At 73.4% G+C, this 14,719-nt stretch carries 14 protein-coding genes; 4 read left to right on the forward strand and 10 right to left on the reverse strand.

Features of this window, described 5'->3' with window-relative positions:
* Window positions 1–224 precede the first annotated feature (224 nt).
* Complete coding sequence (locus tag CP974_RS02395) at window positions 225–1,325, forward strand: hypothetical protein (RefSeq protein ID WP_031128064.1); 1,101 nt, start codon at window positions 225–227, stop codon at window positions 1,323–1,325.
* A gap of 272 nt (window positions 1,326–1,597) precedes the next feature.
* Here the strand turns inward: CP974_RS02395 and panD are convergent, their stop codons facing one another.
* Together panD and CP974_RS02405 are read right to left on the reverse strand one after the other, a co-directional pair.
* Window positions 1,598–2,017: an aspartate 1-decarboxylase gene (gene panD, locus CP974_RS02400; RefSeq protein ID WP_031128065.1), complete on the reverse strand. Its 420-nt coding sequence runs from the start codon at window positions 2,015–2,017 to the stop codon at window positions 1,598–1,600.
* A 212-nt stretch (window positions 2,018–2,229) separates the two neighbouring features.
* Window positions 2,230–2,808 carry a helix-turn-helix transcriptional regulator gene (locus CP974_RS02405; protein ID WP_140160864.1) on the reverse strand — a complete coding sequence of 193 codons (579 nt, stop codon included), beginning with the start codon at window positions 2,806–2,808 and terminating at the stop codon, window positions 2,230–2,232.
* 243 nt (window positions 2,809–3,051) lie between these two features.
* Between CP974_RS02405 and CP974_RS02410 the strand changes: the two genes are divergently transcribed.
* Entirely contained in the window at window positions 3,052–4,542 is a 1,491-nt protein-coding gene (locus tag CP974_RS02410; RefSeq protein WP_031128067.1) for an amino acid adenylation domain-containing protein, read from the forward strand.
* 12 nt (window positions 4,543–4,554) lie between these two features.
* On the opposite strand, the gene lysA is transcribed toward CP974_RS02410, so the two are convergent.
* From lysA to rfbB, 8 genes are read right to left on the reverse strand one after another with little or no spacing between them, the layout of a single operon-like run.
* Complete coding sequence (gene lysA / locus CP974_RS02415) at window positions 4,555–5,823, reverse strand: diaminopimelate decarboxylase (RefSeq protein WP_031128068.1); 1,269 nt, start codon at window positions 5,821–5,823, stop codon at window positions 4,555–4,557.
* Between the two features lie 37 nt (window positions 5,824–5,860).
* Window positions 5,861–6,856, reverse strand: coding sequence for a GHMP family kinase ATP-binding protein (locus tag CP974_RS02420; RefSeq protein WP_196786085.1), 996 nt, complete (start codon window positions 6,854–6,856; stop codon window positions 5,861–5,863).
* Entirely contained in the window at window positions 6,853–7,959 is a 1,107-nt protein-coding gene (galT, locus tag CP974_RS02425; protein ID WP_031128070.1) for a galactose-1-phosphate uridylyltransferase, read from the reverse strand. Before galT ends, CP974_RS02420 begins: the two co-directional genes overlap by 4 nt.
* On the reverse strand, window positions 7,956–8,639 hold the full coding sequence (locus CP974_RS02430) for a D-sedoheptulose-7-phosphate isomerase (RefSeq protein ID WP_196786086.1): 684 nt from the start codon (window positions 8,637–8,639) through the stop codon (window positions 7,956–7,958). Before CP974_RS02430 ends, galT begins: the two co-directional genes overlap by 4 nt.
* Complete coding sequence (locus tag CP974_RS02435) at window positions 8,632–10,089, reverse strand: glycogen synthase (RefSeq protein ID WP_051838835.1); 1,458 nt, start codon at window positions 10,087–10,089, stop codon at window positions 8,632–8,634. Before CP974_RS02435 ends, CP974_RS02430 begins: the two co-directional genes overlap by 8 nt.
* On the reverse strand, window positions 10,086–10,661 hold the full coding sequence (locus tag CP974_RS02440; protein WP_031128073.1) for a hypothetical protein: 576 nt from the start codon (window positions 10,659–10,661) through the stop codon (window positions 10,086–10,088). The genes CP974_RS02435 and CP974_RS02440 overlap by 4 nt, the downstream gene beginning before the upstream one ends.
* The gene (locus CP974_RS02445; RefSeq protein WP_031128074.1) at window positions 10,658–11,692 is read right to left on the reverse strand and encodes a cysteine peptidase family C39 domain-containing protein; all 1,035 of its coding nucleotides are present in this window, start codon (window positions 11,690–11,692) and stop codon (window positions 10,658–10,660) included. The genes CP974_RS02440 and CP974_RS02445 overlap by 4 nt, the downstream gene beginning before the upstream one ends.
* Window positions 11,689–12,708 carry a dTDP-glucose 4,6-dehydratase gene (rfbB, locus tag CP974_RS02450; RefSeq protein WP_031128075.1) on the reverse strand — a complete coding sequence of 340 codons (1,020 nt, stop codon included), beginning with the start codon at window positions 12,706–12,708 and terminating at the stop codon, window positions 11,689–11,691. The genes CP974_RS02445 and rfbB overlap by 4 nt, the downstream gene beginning before the upstream one ends.
* Before the next feature lie 316 nt (window positions 12,709–13,024).
* Here rfbB and CP974_RS02455 point away from each other — a divergent pair, with 316 nt between their 5' ends.
* Entirely contained in the window at window positions 13,025–14,455 is a 1,431-nt protein-coding gene (locus CP974_RS02455) for a preATP grasp domain-containing protein (RefSeq protein WP_051838836.1), read from the forward strand.
* The gene (locus tag CP974_RS02460; RefSeq protein WP_031128077.1) at window positions 14,452–14,718 is read left to right on the forward strand and encodes an acyl carrier protein; all 267 of its coding nucleotides are present in this window, start codon (window positions 14,452–14,454) and stop codon (window positions 14,716–14,718) included. Before CP974_RS02455 ends, CP974_RS02460 begins: the two co-directional genes overlap by 4 nt.
* Window position 14,719: the final 1 nt, after the last annotated feature.

Genomic DNA, 14,719 nt, shown 5'->3' on the forward strand with positions numbered 1-14,719 from the left:
TCGCACATCCGTCCGCGAGAGCCGTTCCGCCGCCCTCCGCGCCCCCGGACCACGCAGAGGGCTGAGGCACGGCGCCCGGTCCCCTGCCCGGGGCCGGTCCGATCGCTGACGGTCACCGGTACACGCGCCCGAAGTGGGCGCGGACCGGTGCCCCCCTGTGACCTCGCCTTATCGTTGGCCTTGACTGTTGCGAAGCGTGACGGGCTCGTGAATGATCCCCCGGTGTGACCCTCATCCTCGCCGTCGTGCTCGGCGTGCTCCTCGTCGTCCTGCACCGGCTGTTCGTCGCCCCTCGCCGCGGCGGAGAGCACTTCGTGGCCTCCGACTACGGTCTGCCGCCCCGTGAGCAGCTCGACTCGCGGCGTCCCGGCCCGCCCCCTCCGGCGCACCGCACGGAGGAGCGGCAGACCGTCGCCAACGCCGCGTGGGAAGGGGACTGGCGGTCCGCCGAGCGGTACGTCCGGGCGGCGGGCGAGGACTGGGACGAGCGCTGGGACCGGCTGGAGCTGCTGCAGCAGGTCGCCCGGGAGGACGACGCCTGGCTCGACGCCTGGCGCGCCGCCGAGCCCGGGAACTGCGACGCGGCCACCCTGCACGCGAGCCTCATGGTCCACCGCGCCTGGGAGATCCGGGGAAGCGGCTATGCCCACGAGGTCGACGCCTCTGACATGAACCGCTTCCGTGCCATGCTGCCGGCCGCGATCGAGGAGGCGCGGCGGGCGGCGCTGCTCGACCCCGCGAACCCGGGCCCGTGGGTCGTGATGGTCACGGCGGCGCGCGGAGCCCAGTACCGCCACGCGCAGTTCGAGCCGCTGTGGGAAGGGCTCGTCGCCCGGGCCCCCCACCACTACGAGGGCCACTGGCAGGCCCTCCAGTACTGGTGCGCGAAGTGGTTCGGCAGCGACCGGCGGATGATGCGGTTCGCCCGCCAGGCGGTCCGCAAGGCCCCGCCCGGCAGTCCGCTGGCCGGGATCTACCTCCACGCGCTGAACGAGCTGGCCGAGCGGTCCGCCGTCGGCGCGCCGGCCGTCACACCGATGGCGAGGAGCGTGCTGAAGCAGGTCGCCGCCTCGTTCGACCGGGTCGCGCCCGACGACGAGCGCCTGCCGGCCCTGCGCCACCTGCTGGCCCACCACATGCTCCGGTCGATGATGTACGCGCCGGCCCTGGAGCAGTTCCGCCTGATCGGACCGTGGTGCGGCGCCGAACCCTGGCGTAGGGGCGGGGATCCGGTCACGGCCTTCGAGAAGGCCCGCGGCACGGCCGCGAAGCTGTCCCGCACCCGGCCCGCCCCGCAGCCGCCGGTGCACAGGATGGGCCGCTAGCGCTGCCCGGGGAACGACGGCCGGACCTGACGCTCCGGGTCCCGGACCCGCGCCGGTAAGCCGAGGCGGACCTCGCGGTACGGCTCGTCCTGGCCGGTCTCCGCCGGCCTCGGCGAAGGAGTGCGCGGCGGTGGGACGGGAGCACCGCCACCGCGGCCTCCGCGCTCCGCGCGGAACCGGCGGCTCCCGGCATACGGCGTACCGGCCGGAGGCGGCCCGGGGGCCGGGCGGCCGGCGTCCGGCTTCGCGGCCGTGCCCCCGCGGGAAGCGGGTCAGGCACCGGTGTGCAGGGCGTCGCCGCGCAGGAGGGGCTGCGCCGGGGCGTGGGCCGGGTCGGTGCCCTGATCCGCGACGCGGTTGTGCTCGTCGACGAAGAGCACACGCGGGCGCAGGTCTCGGGCCTCGGCGTCCGGGACGGTGGCGTAGGCGACGATGATCACCAGGTCTCCGGGGGAGACCAGCCGCGCCGCCGCGCCGTTGACGCCGATGACCCCGCTGCCGCGGGCTCCCTCGATGGTGTAGGTCGACAGCCGGGCGCCGTTGTTGACGTCGACGATGTCGACCTTCTCACCGGGCAGGATGTCGGCCGCTTCCAGCAGGTCCGCGTCGATGGTCAGCGAGCCGACGTAGTGCAGGTCGGACTGGGTGACGGTGGCTCGGTGGATCTTGGACTTCATCATGGTGCGCAGCATGGGAACGCGGCCTTCCGGTGAGAGGGGAACGACCCTTCAGGAGTAGCCGCGGGTGCCGGGCCCTCACAAGCGGACCGTTCGGGTATGTCAACGCGTCCGGCGCCTGGTGCGCGCCGTTGACACTCCCGGCACCCGGCGAGCCCGCGTAGTTTGGCGGGCGTCGGAGAGCGCCGAGTGCCGGGAGGTGGAAACGCGGTGCGTGCTTCCCGCTGTCAGAGCAGCCCGATCCTGAGCGCGGTGATGACCGCGGCTGTCCGGTTCGGCGCCCCCAGCTTCAGCAGGATGGAGCCGACCAGGCGCTTCGCACCGTGCGCGGATATGCCGAGGCAGCGGGCCACCTGCTTGTTGCTCAGCCCGTCGGCCAGGAGCAGCAGGGTCTCGGTCTCCCGTGGAGTCAGCGGGATCGTGACCGGCTCCGCGTCCCTGCGCCGGCTGCGGTTGCTCATCAGCAGACGCTTGGCGAGCGAGGCCGGCATGGGCACCTCGCCCATGGCCAGCCGCTGCAGGGCGTTCTCCAGCGCGCGGGCGGAGAGGGAGTCGAGCGGAAGGAATCCGTCGGCGGGCAGGGAGGCGAAGTCGGCGCCGTTGCGGTCGTACAGGTCGTCCCCCAGCACCAGGACGGGCGGCAGTCCGTCGCGCTGCCTCTCGTCGAACTCGCCGAGCAGTCCCCACTGTTCCGCGGCGACGATCAGCACGTCGTAGTCCTCGGCGGCCACCGCCATCGACGCGGCGTCCAGCGGGAGCGCTCGTACGGTCCGCACATCCGGCAGCTTGCGCAGCACGGTCTCCATCCCGGTCCGCACCACTTCGCTTTCGATGACGATGGCTACATTCAGCGTGTCCTTTGCTTCCTCAGCCGTTATCAGTCCTGCGCTTAGGTCTTGCACCAGTATTCCCCCGCGGCTCAAACGTTCGCCAAGTTGAACATCGGCTAATCCGACTACGCAAAACGTTTCTGCAATCTTCAGCAACGCCTTTCGCGGTCTCATCAGGAAGGACGGCAGATGGAGCAATCGCCCCTATCCGGCACGGATATGGCGGATCGTCAGCAGTCGCTCGCCGACTGGTTCCGCCGCGGTCTCGCGGTGAATCCCGAGGGCGTCGCGGCCCGTGACGCGACCACGCGGCTGACCTACCGCGAAATGGACCGCCTGGCCCTCGCGCTCGCCGGCCTGATCCGCCGGGCGGCGCCTCGGGCCGAGCGGATCGGTGTGCTGATGGACCGTGGCGCGCATGCCTACGCGGCCCTGCTGGGCGTTCTGTACGCGGGTGCCACCGTCGTCCCGATGAACCCGGAGTACCCGGCGGAGCGCACCCGCTTCATGGCGGAGTCGGCCGGGGTCCAGGCGGTCGTCGCGGACGCCGCCGGGCGGGCGGCGGCCGGCTCCTGGGGGGCGGTTCCGGTCGTGCGCGCCGAGGACTGGCTGGGCAGCCCCGAGGAGGGGCTGCGGTCCCCCGCACCCCCCGCGGAGCTCGCCTACATCGTCTTCACCTCCGGGACGACGGGCCGGCCCAAGGGCGTGCCGATCGCCCAGCGGAACATCGCGCACTACCTGGAGGTGATCCACGCCCGCTACGCGTTCACCCCGGACGACGTGTTCTCCCAGATCTCCGACCTGACCTTCGATCTGTCGGTCTTCGACCTCTACGCGGCCTGGGGCGCGGGTGGTTCGGTCGTCACCGTGAAGCCCGCCCACTTCCTGCGGGTGGCACGGTTCATCGCCGCCCACGGCATCACCGTCTGGCTGTCGGCGCCCAGTCTGGTCGCCCTGCTGCGCAGACACTCCGCCATGGCCCCCGGCTCCCTCCCCGGCCTGCGCTGGAGCCTGTTCTGCGGCGAGCCCCTGCTGGAGCGGGACGCCGCCGACTGGCTCCGGGCCGCGCACGGTTCCACGGTGGAGAACCTCTACGGTCCCACCGAAGCGACGATCACCTGCACCGCGCACCGCTACGTTCCGGAGGTGTCCGCGCGGCTCGTGGTGAACGGCGTGCTGCCGATCGGCGCCCTCCACCCGGGCCTGGCGGCCCTCGTCGTCGACCCCGACGCGCCGGAGGAGGAGAACCCGCACGGTGACGGGGAGCTGTGCGTCACCGGTCCCCAGACGTTCGGCGGGTACCTGGATCCGGCCGATGACGCGGGCCGCTTCCTCACCCTCGGCGGGCGGCGCTGGTACCGGACCGGTGACCTGGTCCGCCGGCTGCCCGGCGGGGAGCTGGCCTTCCTCGGGCGGCGCGACCACCAGGTCAAGGTCCGTGGACGGCGGATCGAACTCGCGGAGGTCGACTGGGGGCTGCGTCGCTGCGCCGGGGTGCGCGAGGCCGTGACCGTGCTGGCCGGCGACCACCTCGTGGGCTTCTGCGCCGGAACGGACGCCGATCCCGGCCTGATCCTCAAGGAGCTGGCCGGGATCCTGCCGAGCCACAGCCTGCCCCGTCGCGTGGTCGTGCTGGCGGAGTTCCCGCTCACCCACAACCGGAAGATCGACCGGCGGGCCCTGGCCGAACTGGCCCGCACCCCGGCGTAACGCGGGATGCCGTCACGGCCCTATCAGGTGCTGCCGGGCCAGCAGGTCCTCGGGGCGGTCGCGTTCGCGGACCAGGTGCGGCCGGCCGTCGCGCACCAGGACCTCGGCCGGGTAGCCGTGGCCGAGGAACTGCACGGGCGAGGCGGTCGGCCCGTACGCGCCGGAGCGCAGGACGCCGATGAGGTCGCCGGTGCGCAGCGGCGGCAGCGGGACGTTCTTGCCGAGGGTGTCGTTCGGGGTGCACAGCGGACCGGTGATCTGCCACGGCACCGGCTCACCGGAGCTCTCGCGGCCGAGCAGGCGCATCGGGAAGTTCCGCTTCACGAAGGAGCCGATACCGACGGCGGCCATGTGATGGTGGGTGCCGCCGTCGACCACCGCGAAGTTCTCGCCCCGCGACGTCTTCAGGTACCGCACCCGCACGAGGTACACCCCGGCCGGCGCGGTGAGGTAGCGGCCCAGCTCCATGATGAGCCGGGTCTGCGGGTGGCGGGCGTGGAACTCCTCGACGACCGGGTTGAGACCGGCCGCCAGTTCGGCCGTGTCCAGCTCCTCCTCGCCGTCGAAGTAGGGGATGCCGAGCCCGCCGCCCACGTCCACGGTCCGAAGCGGGATGTCCAGCTCCGCGCCGACGCGTTCGGCCAGTTCGAAGATCCGCCGGGTGTTCTCCGTGATCACCGCCGCGTCGAGGATCCGGGTGCCCATGTACGCCTGCACGCCGATGATCCGGGTGGCCGGGAACTCCTTGGCGAGACGGGGGCGGGCCAGCAGCTGCTCCTCGTCCATGCCGAACTGGCGCGGCCGGCCGCCCATGGTCAGCCGGGAGCCCTTGACCGAGAAGGCCGGATTGACCCGCAGGATCACCGGCGCAGGGATGCCCCGGGCGCGCGCCAGGCCGTCCAGCAGCGCGAGTTCGTCGAAGGACTCGCACACCACGGCGTGAATGCCGTGCTCCAGGGCGGCGGTGAGTTCCGTGCGGCTCTTTCCGGGGCCCACGAAGACGATGTCGCCGGGATCGACGCCCGCCCGGACGGCTGTCAGCAGTTCGGCGGCCGAGCACACCTCGGCACGGGCCCCGCGCGAGGCGAGAGCGGCGAGGACGGAGATGTTCGGGTTGGCCTTCAGCGAGTAGAAGAACTCCAGTTCCGGATGGAGCGCCGCTCTGAGCGTTCCGTACTGTGCGGCGAGGACGTCGTCGTCGTACACGTAGAGCGGGGTACCGAATTCCTCCGCCAGCTCGGTGTAGGCGATGCCCTGGACACGGGGTCGTCCGTCGGTCATGTGACCGGTCCTTTCCTGACGTGGGGCGGATACGGGTTCACAGCCGGCTGAGCCGGGCCCCGGCGGGGTCGAATCGGAACGGCTGCTCCGGCATGCCGTGCGCCGCCATCGCCGCGCGCACGCCCTCCCGGGCCGCGGCCGGGACATGCAGCAGGAGGAAACCGCCGCCGCCCGCGCCGAGGAGCTTGCCGCCGGTCGCCCCGGCCGCCAGCGCGTCCCGGTAGGCCCGGTCGACGCCGGGCAGGGAGACCCGGGCGCCGAGGCCCCGTTTCAGCTCCCAGTGGCGGCCGAGGATCCGGCCCACCTCCGTGGTGTCGCCCCGGGTCAGCGCCTCCCGCAGCGGGCCGGTCAGCTCCTTGATCTCGTGCAGCCGGGCCTCGGTGCCGCGCTCCCCGGAACCGGCCGCGCGGGCCTGGTCGCCGAGGACGGCGCCCGCGTCCCGGCTGGTCCCGGTGAAGTGCAGCACCAGTTCCTCGTCGAGGCGCCGTACGACGTCATCGGCGACGGGGACGTCCTCCACGGTGACCTGGCCGTCGGTGGCGAAGTGCAGCTGACGGAAGCCGCCGAGGGCGGACAGGAAGTGGTCCTGCCGGCCCACCGGGCGGCCGAGGCCGTCCATCTCGATGCCGCTGGCCGCCATGGCGAGGTCGTGCGGGGACCGCTCCTTCCCGGACAGCCCCGCGACCAGGGCCACGCAGAACGCCGCCGAGCTGCCCATGCCGCTGCCGCCGGGCACGTCGCCCGTGGAGAACAGGTCCACCGGGGAGCCGTCCCAGTGGCGCCGGAGGGCCTCGCGGGCGTAGGGGTTGGCGAGGCCGTCGACGGAGTCGGCGCTGCCGCACGAGTCCAGGCAGGCGCGGATCGCCGTCGCGGCACGGGCCCTTCTGCCGAACACGGTGACCCGCAGGTCGACGCTGGCGCCGAGCACGGTGCCGCCGAACCGATGCGCGTAGGCGGGCAGGTCGGTGCCGCCGCCCGCGAGGGAGATCCGCAGCGGAGCGCTGCTCACCCACAGGTCCGCCGCCCCGCTCACGCGCTCACCCCCTCGTGTTCCCAGGCCGGATCGGCGGCCCTCAGCGCCTCGGCGGTGCGCTCGGGGCTGGCCTCGCTGACGAAGGCGCCCGCGCCCAGCTCACCGGCGGCCGGGCGCTTGACCACGGTCGGGCTGCGGTGGCTGGAGAAGACCTGGGCGCGGACGTGCGCCAGGTGCCGTTCCCGGCGGGCGGCCGCCTGCGTCCACACCGCCATGTAGGGCAGCGGGGCCTCGGCCACCGACTCGAAGCGGCGCAGCAGCGAGCGGTAGATCCGGGCGAGGTCGTCGCGTTCCCCGTCGGTCAGCGCGTCCAGGTCCGGGACATGGCGGCGGGCGTACAGATGGACCTCGTACGGCCAGCGGGCGGCGAAGGGGACGAACGCCGACCAGTGCGCGGTGCGCGCCACGACCCGGCTGCCCGCCTCCTCCTCGGCCTGCCGGACCCGGCAGAACACACAGCTCTCGCCCCGCAGTTCGGCGGCCCGTGCGGACTCGTGCATCCGCCGGAACCGCTCGGGCATCCACGGGTAGGCGTAGATCTGCCCGTGCGGGTGGGACAGGCTCGCGCCCACCTCCGCGCCCCGGTTCTCGAAGCAGACGACCTGTTCCACCGCCGCCATCCGGTTCAGCTCCCGGGTGCGGTCCGCCCACGCGTCCACGACCGTGCGCACCCGGGTCAGCGGCAGCCGGGCCAGCGGCGTGTCGTGGTCGCTGCTGAAGGAGACGACCTCACAGCGGCCCGACGCGGGCGCGCTGGCCAGCAGGGCGCGGTCGCCGCCGGCGGGAGGCCCGCCCGGCCCGCCGAGCGCGGGGAAGCGGTTGTCGAAGACGGCCACGTCATAGGCGCCGCCCGGAATCTCCGTGACCTCGGGCGGGGACGAGGCGCACAGCGGGCAGTGCGGACCGAGCGCGGTCCGGGCGGCCCGGTGCGGGGCCATGAGGACCCAGTCCTCGGTCGTCGGGTCCCAGCGCAGCGTGGAGGGCACGGGAGCGGCGGGCGGGGCGGCGGGCGCGGACGGGCGGGCGCGGCCCGGCCGCTCGTCGTAGTAGTGGATGCTGCGCCCGTCGGGCAGTGTGGCGCTGGTGCGGTGGGTGCGGGTCAACGGCCGCTGCCCTGCGCGGAGGCCGGCACGGTCCCGCCGGCGCGGACGAACTCGCGCATGTGGCGGGTCAGCAGGTGGGCAATCATCATGTGGATGTCCTCCTGCTCCTCGATGGACTCGGCGGGAGCCGTCACCCAGCGGTCGCACAGCGCGGCCGCCCGTACCGCCGTCGGGCCGAGCAGCCCCACCGTCAGCGCGCCCAGTTCGCGGGCGTGCCGCAGCGCCTCCAGCACGTTGGGGGAGTTCCCGCTGGTGCTGATGCCGATCACCACGTCGCCCTCCCCGGCCAGACCGGTGAGCTGGCCGCTGAAGACGGACTCGTAGCCGACGTCGTTGGCCCAGGCGGTGATCGCGGGCACGTGGTCCACCAGGGACATCACCCGCAGCGGCGGGGTGCCGGGCAGCCGGGTGTTCTTCGACAGGTCGACCGCCAGATGCGAGGCGGTGGCGGCACTTCCCCCGTTGCCGCAGGTGAAGACGGTACGTCCGGCGGTGTAGGCCCGCTCCAGGATGGCGGCCACATCGCTGAGCTCGGTGAGCGAGACCTCGCCCACCGCCCGCTGTACGTCCGTCAGATAGCTGTGCATGTGTGCCGTGCGCCGTCGGGTGTCGTCCAGCATCCTGTCGCCTGTCCACTCGGAGAAGGTCGGGGTCCGGTGCGGAACCGGTCCGTCAGTCATGCGCCACCACCTGTTCGTACAGTCGCGCGGTCTCCCGGGCGGTGCGGTGCCACGTCCAGTCCTGGTCCATCAGCCGCCGCCGGGTCCGCTCGACCTCGCCGGGGCTCGAGCCGAGCCACCGCACCGCGTCGGCGACGGTGTCCTCGACGGCCTGCGCGGTGAGCGCGGCGAACCGGAAGCCCGTGCCCTCCTGCGGCGCGCCGCGCAGTTCGCTCACCGTGTCGCGCAGCCCGCCCACGGCGCTGACCAGCGGCACTGTCGCGTACGCCATGGCGATGAGCTGGTTCAGCCCGCAGGGCTCGACCCGGGAGGGCATGAGGGTGAAGTCGGAACCCGCGTAGACCAGCGACGCGACGTCGTGGTCGAAGCGCGGCAGGTGGTGGACGGCTCCCGGGGCGGAGCGGCGCAGCTCCGCGAGCACCCTCGTGTACGCGGTGTCCCCGGAGCCGACGACCACCAGCTGGGCGGTGCCGTCCAGCAGCCGGGGCCCGAGGGCCGTCAGCATCAGGTCGACGCCCTTCTCGGGCACGAGCCGCGCGCACACCCCGAAGAGCGGGACGTCCGGGTCCTCCCGCAGCGCCGCGAGGTGTTGCAGCGCCCGCTTGTTGGCGCGCTTGCCCGGGGTCACCGCGTCCCGGTCGAAGGGCGTCGCGAGTCTTCCCGGCGCCGCGGGGTTCCAGACCCGCTCGTCGACGCCCGCGACGATGCCGGTCAGGGCGAGCGGTTCGAGCACGTCGCCGAGGGGCGAGCCGGCGAGTTCCGCCCTGAGTTCCCGCGCGTATCCGGGGCTCCCCGTCGTGGCCGCGTCCGCGGCCAGCAGTCCCGCGAGCAGCAGGCTCGGCCGGCCGCGCGCGGCGGTCAGGAACGGCTCCCGGAACGCGTCCGGCAGACCGAGCCCGGCGACCTCGGCCACGCCCACCTCACCGGCGTAGGCGCCGTTGTGCACGTTCATCAGCAGCGCCGGCCGCGCGGCGGATCCCCGTGCCCGCCGCAGATGGGCCAGCGCGGCGCCCGACTGCCAGTCGTTGCCGTGCACGAGGTCGTAAGTCCGTCCGGAGACCTCGGCCCAGCGGGCGGCGGCCCACCCGAAGAAGGCCGCGCGGGCGGTGGCGTCGGCGAACTCGACGTAGCGACCGTCCCGGTAGATGCCCTCGCGGTCGTACCAGACGTCCGCGCGCAGCAGGAAGACGTCGCAGGAGCCGTCGTGGTTCAGCACCCGCTCCACCGTCGCCTCCGCGGTGACACCGGCGATCCGGATCCCGGGCAGCCGCGCGACCTCCTCGGTGCGCAGCCCCCGTTCCGCGACCAGCCACGGGTAGTACGGCACCAGCAGGTCGTGCTCGATCCCGTGGTCCCGCTGGAGGAGCTCCGGCAGCGCCCGCGCGGCCTGCCCGAGGCCGCCCTCGGCGAAGTAGGGCGCCAGCTCCTGGACCAGATAGAGGCATCTCATGCCGCGGCCTCCCGGACGACCCACACGCCGAACAGATGCAGATCCGGGTTGTACGGCAGTTCCAGCACGGAGCAGGACGCGGCGGCGCGGCAGTGCACGGTCGTCTGCCACAGGTGGGGGCGGGCGTCGGCGATGGCCTCCCCCTCGGCGTCCAGGAGGTGGTCGCCCTCGGCGCAGCAGGTCTCGCCGGGCAGGGGGCGCAGGGACAGTGCGTCGCTGAGACCCACCAGCAGGTCCGTGCTCGTTCCGTCCGGGGTGCGCAGTCGCAGGACGTCCTGGACGTTGCCGTAGGTGGCCGCGCCCACGACGTGCAGCGCGGTGACGGCTCCGGTGCCGGGGAGGGTGATGCGCTGGCCCTCGCAGGTCACGTTGTCGGGGACGCCTGATCTCCAGCCCGGTGGCAGGTCCAGGGTGCCGGCGATGCCGTCGAGGATGCCGGCGGGGTAGGTGCGGCCGTAGCCGTCGAAGCCCTCACCGCCGACCGGGTGGCCCTCGGTCGAGGTGCCGGTGTTGTTGCGGTGGGCCGAGATGTCGACGGGCGCCGCGCCCGCGGGGAGCACGACGCCGTTCACGCGTGTGCTCCCGCCGCCGTGGCCAGTCGGGCGGACGTCGCGGCGAGGGCGTCGCGCGCGGTGCCGAGCCGGGCGTCGATCTGCCCGCGGAAGGTCCGGGCCCGGGGCGAGTCCAGGGGCATCACGCCGAGGCGCATCAGCAGGTTCCGCACCACGAGCACGTCCCGGCACGCCCGGTCGGCCGAGGCGGCGGGCTCCGGGCCGAGCGGCACGGTGCCGTCGTCCGCCAGCGCGCCCAGGTACCGGGCGAACCAGCGCAGCACGTTGTGGTACCACCACAGGCCGAGCAGCAGGTTCTGGCCCGCGCCCCAGTTCAGCTCGTTCCCGGTGGCGCCGCGCGGCCGCTCCGCCACCAGCTCCACGTACACGGCCAGCTGGGACCGGATGCCCTCCAGGAACTCGGCGCCGCCGAGGAACCCGCCCTCGCCGCCCGCCAACTCACGCGAGGCAAGCGTGAGTTCGTACCGGATCAGCTCACCGTGCGGGAGCGGTGCGGCGGTCCCGGGCAGCAGCTCCATCCAGGACTGCCCGGCCTGCTCCGCGCACATCGCCGCTTCCATCTCGGCGAGGGGGACCCGGCCGTCGTGGAAGAGCTCCAGTCCTGGGTCGAGCAGGCGCAGGGTGCCCGTGACCGGGTCGGGGTCGCTGACGACCACCGCGTGCAGGGCGTGGCTGCGGCCGCGGTTCGGCCAGAAGTGGGACAGGTGGAAGCCGTCGGCGGCGGCGACGGCCGTGTGGCCGCGTTCCAGGTGGCGCAGCGCCTGGAGCCAGCCCTCCCGGTCGCGCACCGGATGCTCGACGAGCCGGTGGCCACGCCGCTCGGCCATCGCCGAGAACGGTACGAACGGCTCGGCGAAGGCGAGCAGGCCGTCGGTGTCCCAGGTGGCGCACGTCGATGCGCCGCTGCCCAGCACCAGGGCGGGATCGACGGCCGGGTCGGCGGATCTGAGCAGAGCGGCGACGGCCGCGTGGTAGCAGCTGGGATCGACGAGGGGGGAGGCGTCGTCGACGAGGGGCGTGGCGTCGTTCACCTGTTCACTCCAGAGAAGGGGGCGTCGGTGCGGGCGCTCGGCCGCGGGGCCGGTTCCCACCAGAGGCGGTTCTCCCGGTACCAGGCCACCGTCAGGGCCAGGCCCTCGGCGAAGTCACAGCGCGGGACGTACCCGAGCTCCCGCCGGATCTTGGACCAGTCGACCGAGTAGCGGGCGTCATGGCCCTTGCGGTCCGCCACGTGCTCGACGCTGCTCCAGTCGGCGCCGCAGGCCTCCAGCAGCCGCTCGGTGAGCTGCCGGTTGGAGAGCGCGACACCGCCGCCGACGTTGTAGACCTCGCCCGCCCGGCCGCGCTCCAGGACCAGGCGCACGGCCCGGCAGTGGTCCTCGACGTGCAGCCAGTCCCGCACATGGCTGCCGTCCCCGTAGAGGGGCACGCTCCGCCCGTCCAGCAGCCGGGTGACGAAGCGCGGGATCAGCTTCTCCCGGAACTGGTACGGCCCGTAGTTGTTGGAGCAGCGCGTGATCCGTACGTCGAGGCCGTGGGTGCGGTGGTACGACAGCGCGAGCAGGTCGGCCGCCGCCTTCGACGCCGCGTAGGGCGAGCTGGGCGCGAGCGGGTGCTCCTCCGTCCATGATCCGGCGGGGATCGAGCCGTACACCTCGTCCGTGGAGATGTGGACGAAGGGGATCGGCGCCGGCCGCCGCAGTGCCGCCTCCAGCAGGACCTGGGTGCCGAGGACGTTCGTCGAGACGAAGACCCCGCCCGCGGTGATGGAGCGGTCCACGTGCGACTCGGCGGCGAAGTGCACGACGGCGTCGTGACCCGCCACGAGCGTGTCCACCAGGTCGGCGTCGAGGATGTCCCCCCGCACGAAGCGCAGGCGTGGATCGGACGTGACCGGCGACAGGTTGGCTCGGTTGCCGGCGTAGGTGAGGGCGTCCAGCACCGTCACCGCCGTCGGGACGGTCTCCCGCTCCGCCCCGGGCGCCAGCAGGGACCGGACGAAGTGCGAGCCGATGAAGCCGGCGCCCCCGGTGACCAGAATGCGCATGATCTGCTTGGAGCCTTTCTGTACAGCGGTGGCGCGGTCGTCTTCCCGTCCCGTCCACCGTGTGGACCGCCGCACGCGGTCCCCGGGACCGGCGGTACTCCTTGACGGCCGACTGCCGCTGCCCCGGCCGGTCGCCCTGCTGACTCGATTCTGCGGTGAGCGGGCCGGGAAGTAGACCTCCTCTTTGGGGCATGCCTGCCCCAGCGTCCCGGTGGGGCGGTCGGCGAGCCTTGTCCGGCGCATCCGTCTCGGGGATCGTCGCTTCGTCGCCCCCGGTGATCAGGTCCGGGGGACGGCGAAGGAGAGGAGACCCGCCGTGCGCGAGCCGTCCGAAGCGGGCGTGGGAGCGGCCCGGCCGACCCTGGGCGAGGACCCCGGGGGGCCGCTCGTCCTGCTGGGGAACTTCGAGGTCGAGGACCACTGGGCCGAGGGCGAACTCGGCCTTCCCAGACCGCCGTTCAGCGGTGGGCGAGCCGTCGTCAACCGCCTCGACGAGCTGGCGCTCCTGCTGGCCGGACCGGGCGACCACGTGGTGCTCAAGGCACCGCCCGACGACGACTGGCTGGCGTATCTGCGCTCGCTCGGCGTCCGGTTGCCGGGCATCCTCGCCGTGCGGGACCAGGACCCCGGCCGCACGGTCGGTGAGGACGCGGTCGAGGACACGGCGCTGAAGGCCGAGCTCGCCCGTCTCGCCGAGGGCGGGGCGCGGCTGTGGCCGCACGGGGTCTCGCGAGTGGAGGAGCGCCTGGCCGGCCTCACGGGGCTGCGTCTGGCGACCGCGCCCGCCGCCGTCTGCAAGGCGGTCAACAGCAAGATCTACAGCAGGGGCCTGAACGCCGAGTACGGCCTGCGCCAGCCGGAGGGCAGGACCTGCCAGGACCTGGACGAGTTCGCGGACGCCTGCCTGTGGGCCCGTGAACGGCTGGGCCGGGGCGGCACCGTCGTGCTCAAGGACGCGTTCGGGGTGTCCGGCAAGGGCGTCCTGGTGGTCGCGGAGACCGCCGCGCTCGACCGCGTCCAGCGCATGATCACACGCCGGGCGGAGCGGCAGGGGCGCCGGGACCTGGCCCTGCTCGTCGAGGAGTGGGTGGCCAAACGGGCCGACCTGAACTACCAGTTCACCGTCGGCCGCGACGGCACCGTGCGCTTCGACTTCGTCCGCGAGGCGCTGACCGAGGGCGGCGTCCACGCGGGGCACTGGATGCCACCGCACCTCACCGACCGCCAGCAGTCGCAGGTGCGGGAGGCCGCGGCCGTACTGGGCCGGCGCCTCGCCGCCGACGGCTACTTCGGTGTCGTGGGCGTGGACGCGATGGTGGACCCCGACGGCGGGCTGTACCCGGTGGTGGAGATCAACGCCCGTAACAACATGTCCACGTACCAGGAGCGGCTTCGCTCCACCCTCCTCGCCGACGCGGCCGGGACCGCTCTCGCCGGTCACTTCCCGCTCCGGCCGGCCCGGCCCGTCCCCTTCGCCGAACTCCGGGACCGGCTGCGCGGCCTGCTGTTCGACACCGGCACCGGCACCGGCTTCCTGGTGAACGACTTCGCCACGGTCAACGCCGCCGCCACGCGGCCCGACCGGCCCGAGGGCCCCTTCGACGGCCGTCTCTACGGCATCACCGTGGCCGCCTCACGCCAGGAGGCCACCGCACTGCACCGGGCGGTCGCCGACCGTCTGGGCGATCTGTCCCGGCCGGGAGGGACCCGGACCGGGGAACCGCATCGAGAACGGAGCACCACATGACGGACGGGGCAACCGCGCACCGCGACATCGCCGCCGAGGTGATCGCTTCACTGGCCGCGATGGTGGGGCGCGACGCATCCGAGCTGTCGGAGGAGACACGGCTCTTCGACGACCTGTACTTCGACTCGACCAGTGTCCTGGAACTGCTGATGCGGCTGGAGGAGGACCTGGGGGTGGAGTTCGACCCCGAGACCCTCCAGCCGGCGGACTTCGAGAAGGTCGGCAGCCTCGTCGCGTACGTCCGGCGCGAGGCCGGGGCGTAAC

The organism is Streptomyces fradiae ATCC 10745 = DSM 40063 (assembly GCF_008704425.1).
GTDB classification, from domain to species: Bacteria; Actinomycetota; Actinomycetes; order Streptomycetales; family Streptomycetaceae; genus Streptomyces; species Streptomyces fradiae.

Coding starts and splice junctions, on each gene's coding strand:
- panD (WP_031128065.1), bottom strand. CDS start 2,017: ATGCTGCGCACCATGATGAAGTCCAAGATCCACCGAGCCACCGTCACC.
- CP974_RS02405 (WP_140160864.1), bottom strand. CDS start 2,808: ATGGAGACCGTGCTGCGCAAGCTGCCGGATGTGCGGACCGTACGAGCG.
- CP974_RS02410 (WP_031128067.1), top strand. CDS start 3,052: ATGGCGGATCGTCAGCAGTCGCTCGCCGACTGGTTCCGCCGCGGTCTC.
- lysA (WP_031128068.1), bottom strand. CDS start 5,823: ATGACCGACGGACGACCCCGTGTCCAGGGCATCGCCTACACCGAGCTG.
- CP974_RS02430 (WP_196786086.1), bottom strand. CDS start 8,639: ATGACTGACGGACCGGTTCCGCACCGGACCCCGACCTTCTCCGAGTGG.
- CP974_RS02435 (WP_051838835.1), bottom strand. CDS start 10,089: ATGAGATGCCTCTATCTGGTCCAGGAGCTGGCGCCCTACTTCGCCGAG.
- rfbB (WP_031128075.1), bottom strand. CDS start 12,708: ATGCGCATTCTGGTCACCGGGGGCGCCGGCTTCATCGGCTCGCACTTC.
- CP974_RS02460 (WP_031128077.1), top strand. CDS start 14,452: ATGACGGACGGGGCAACCGCGCACCGCGACATCGCCGCCGAGGTGATC.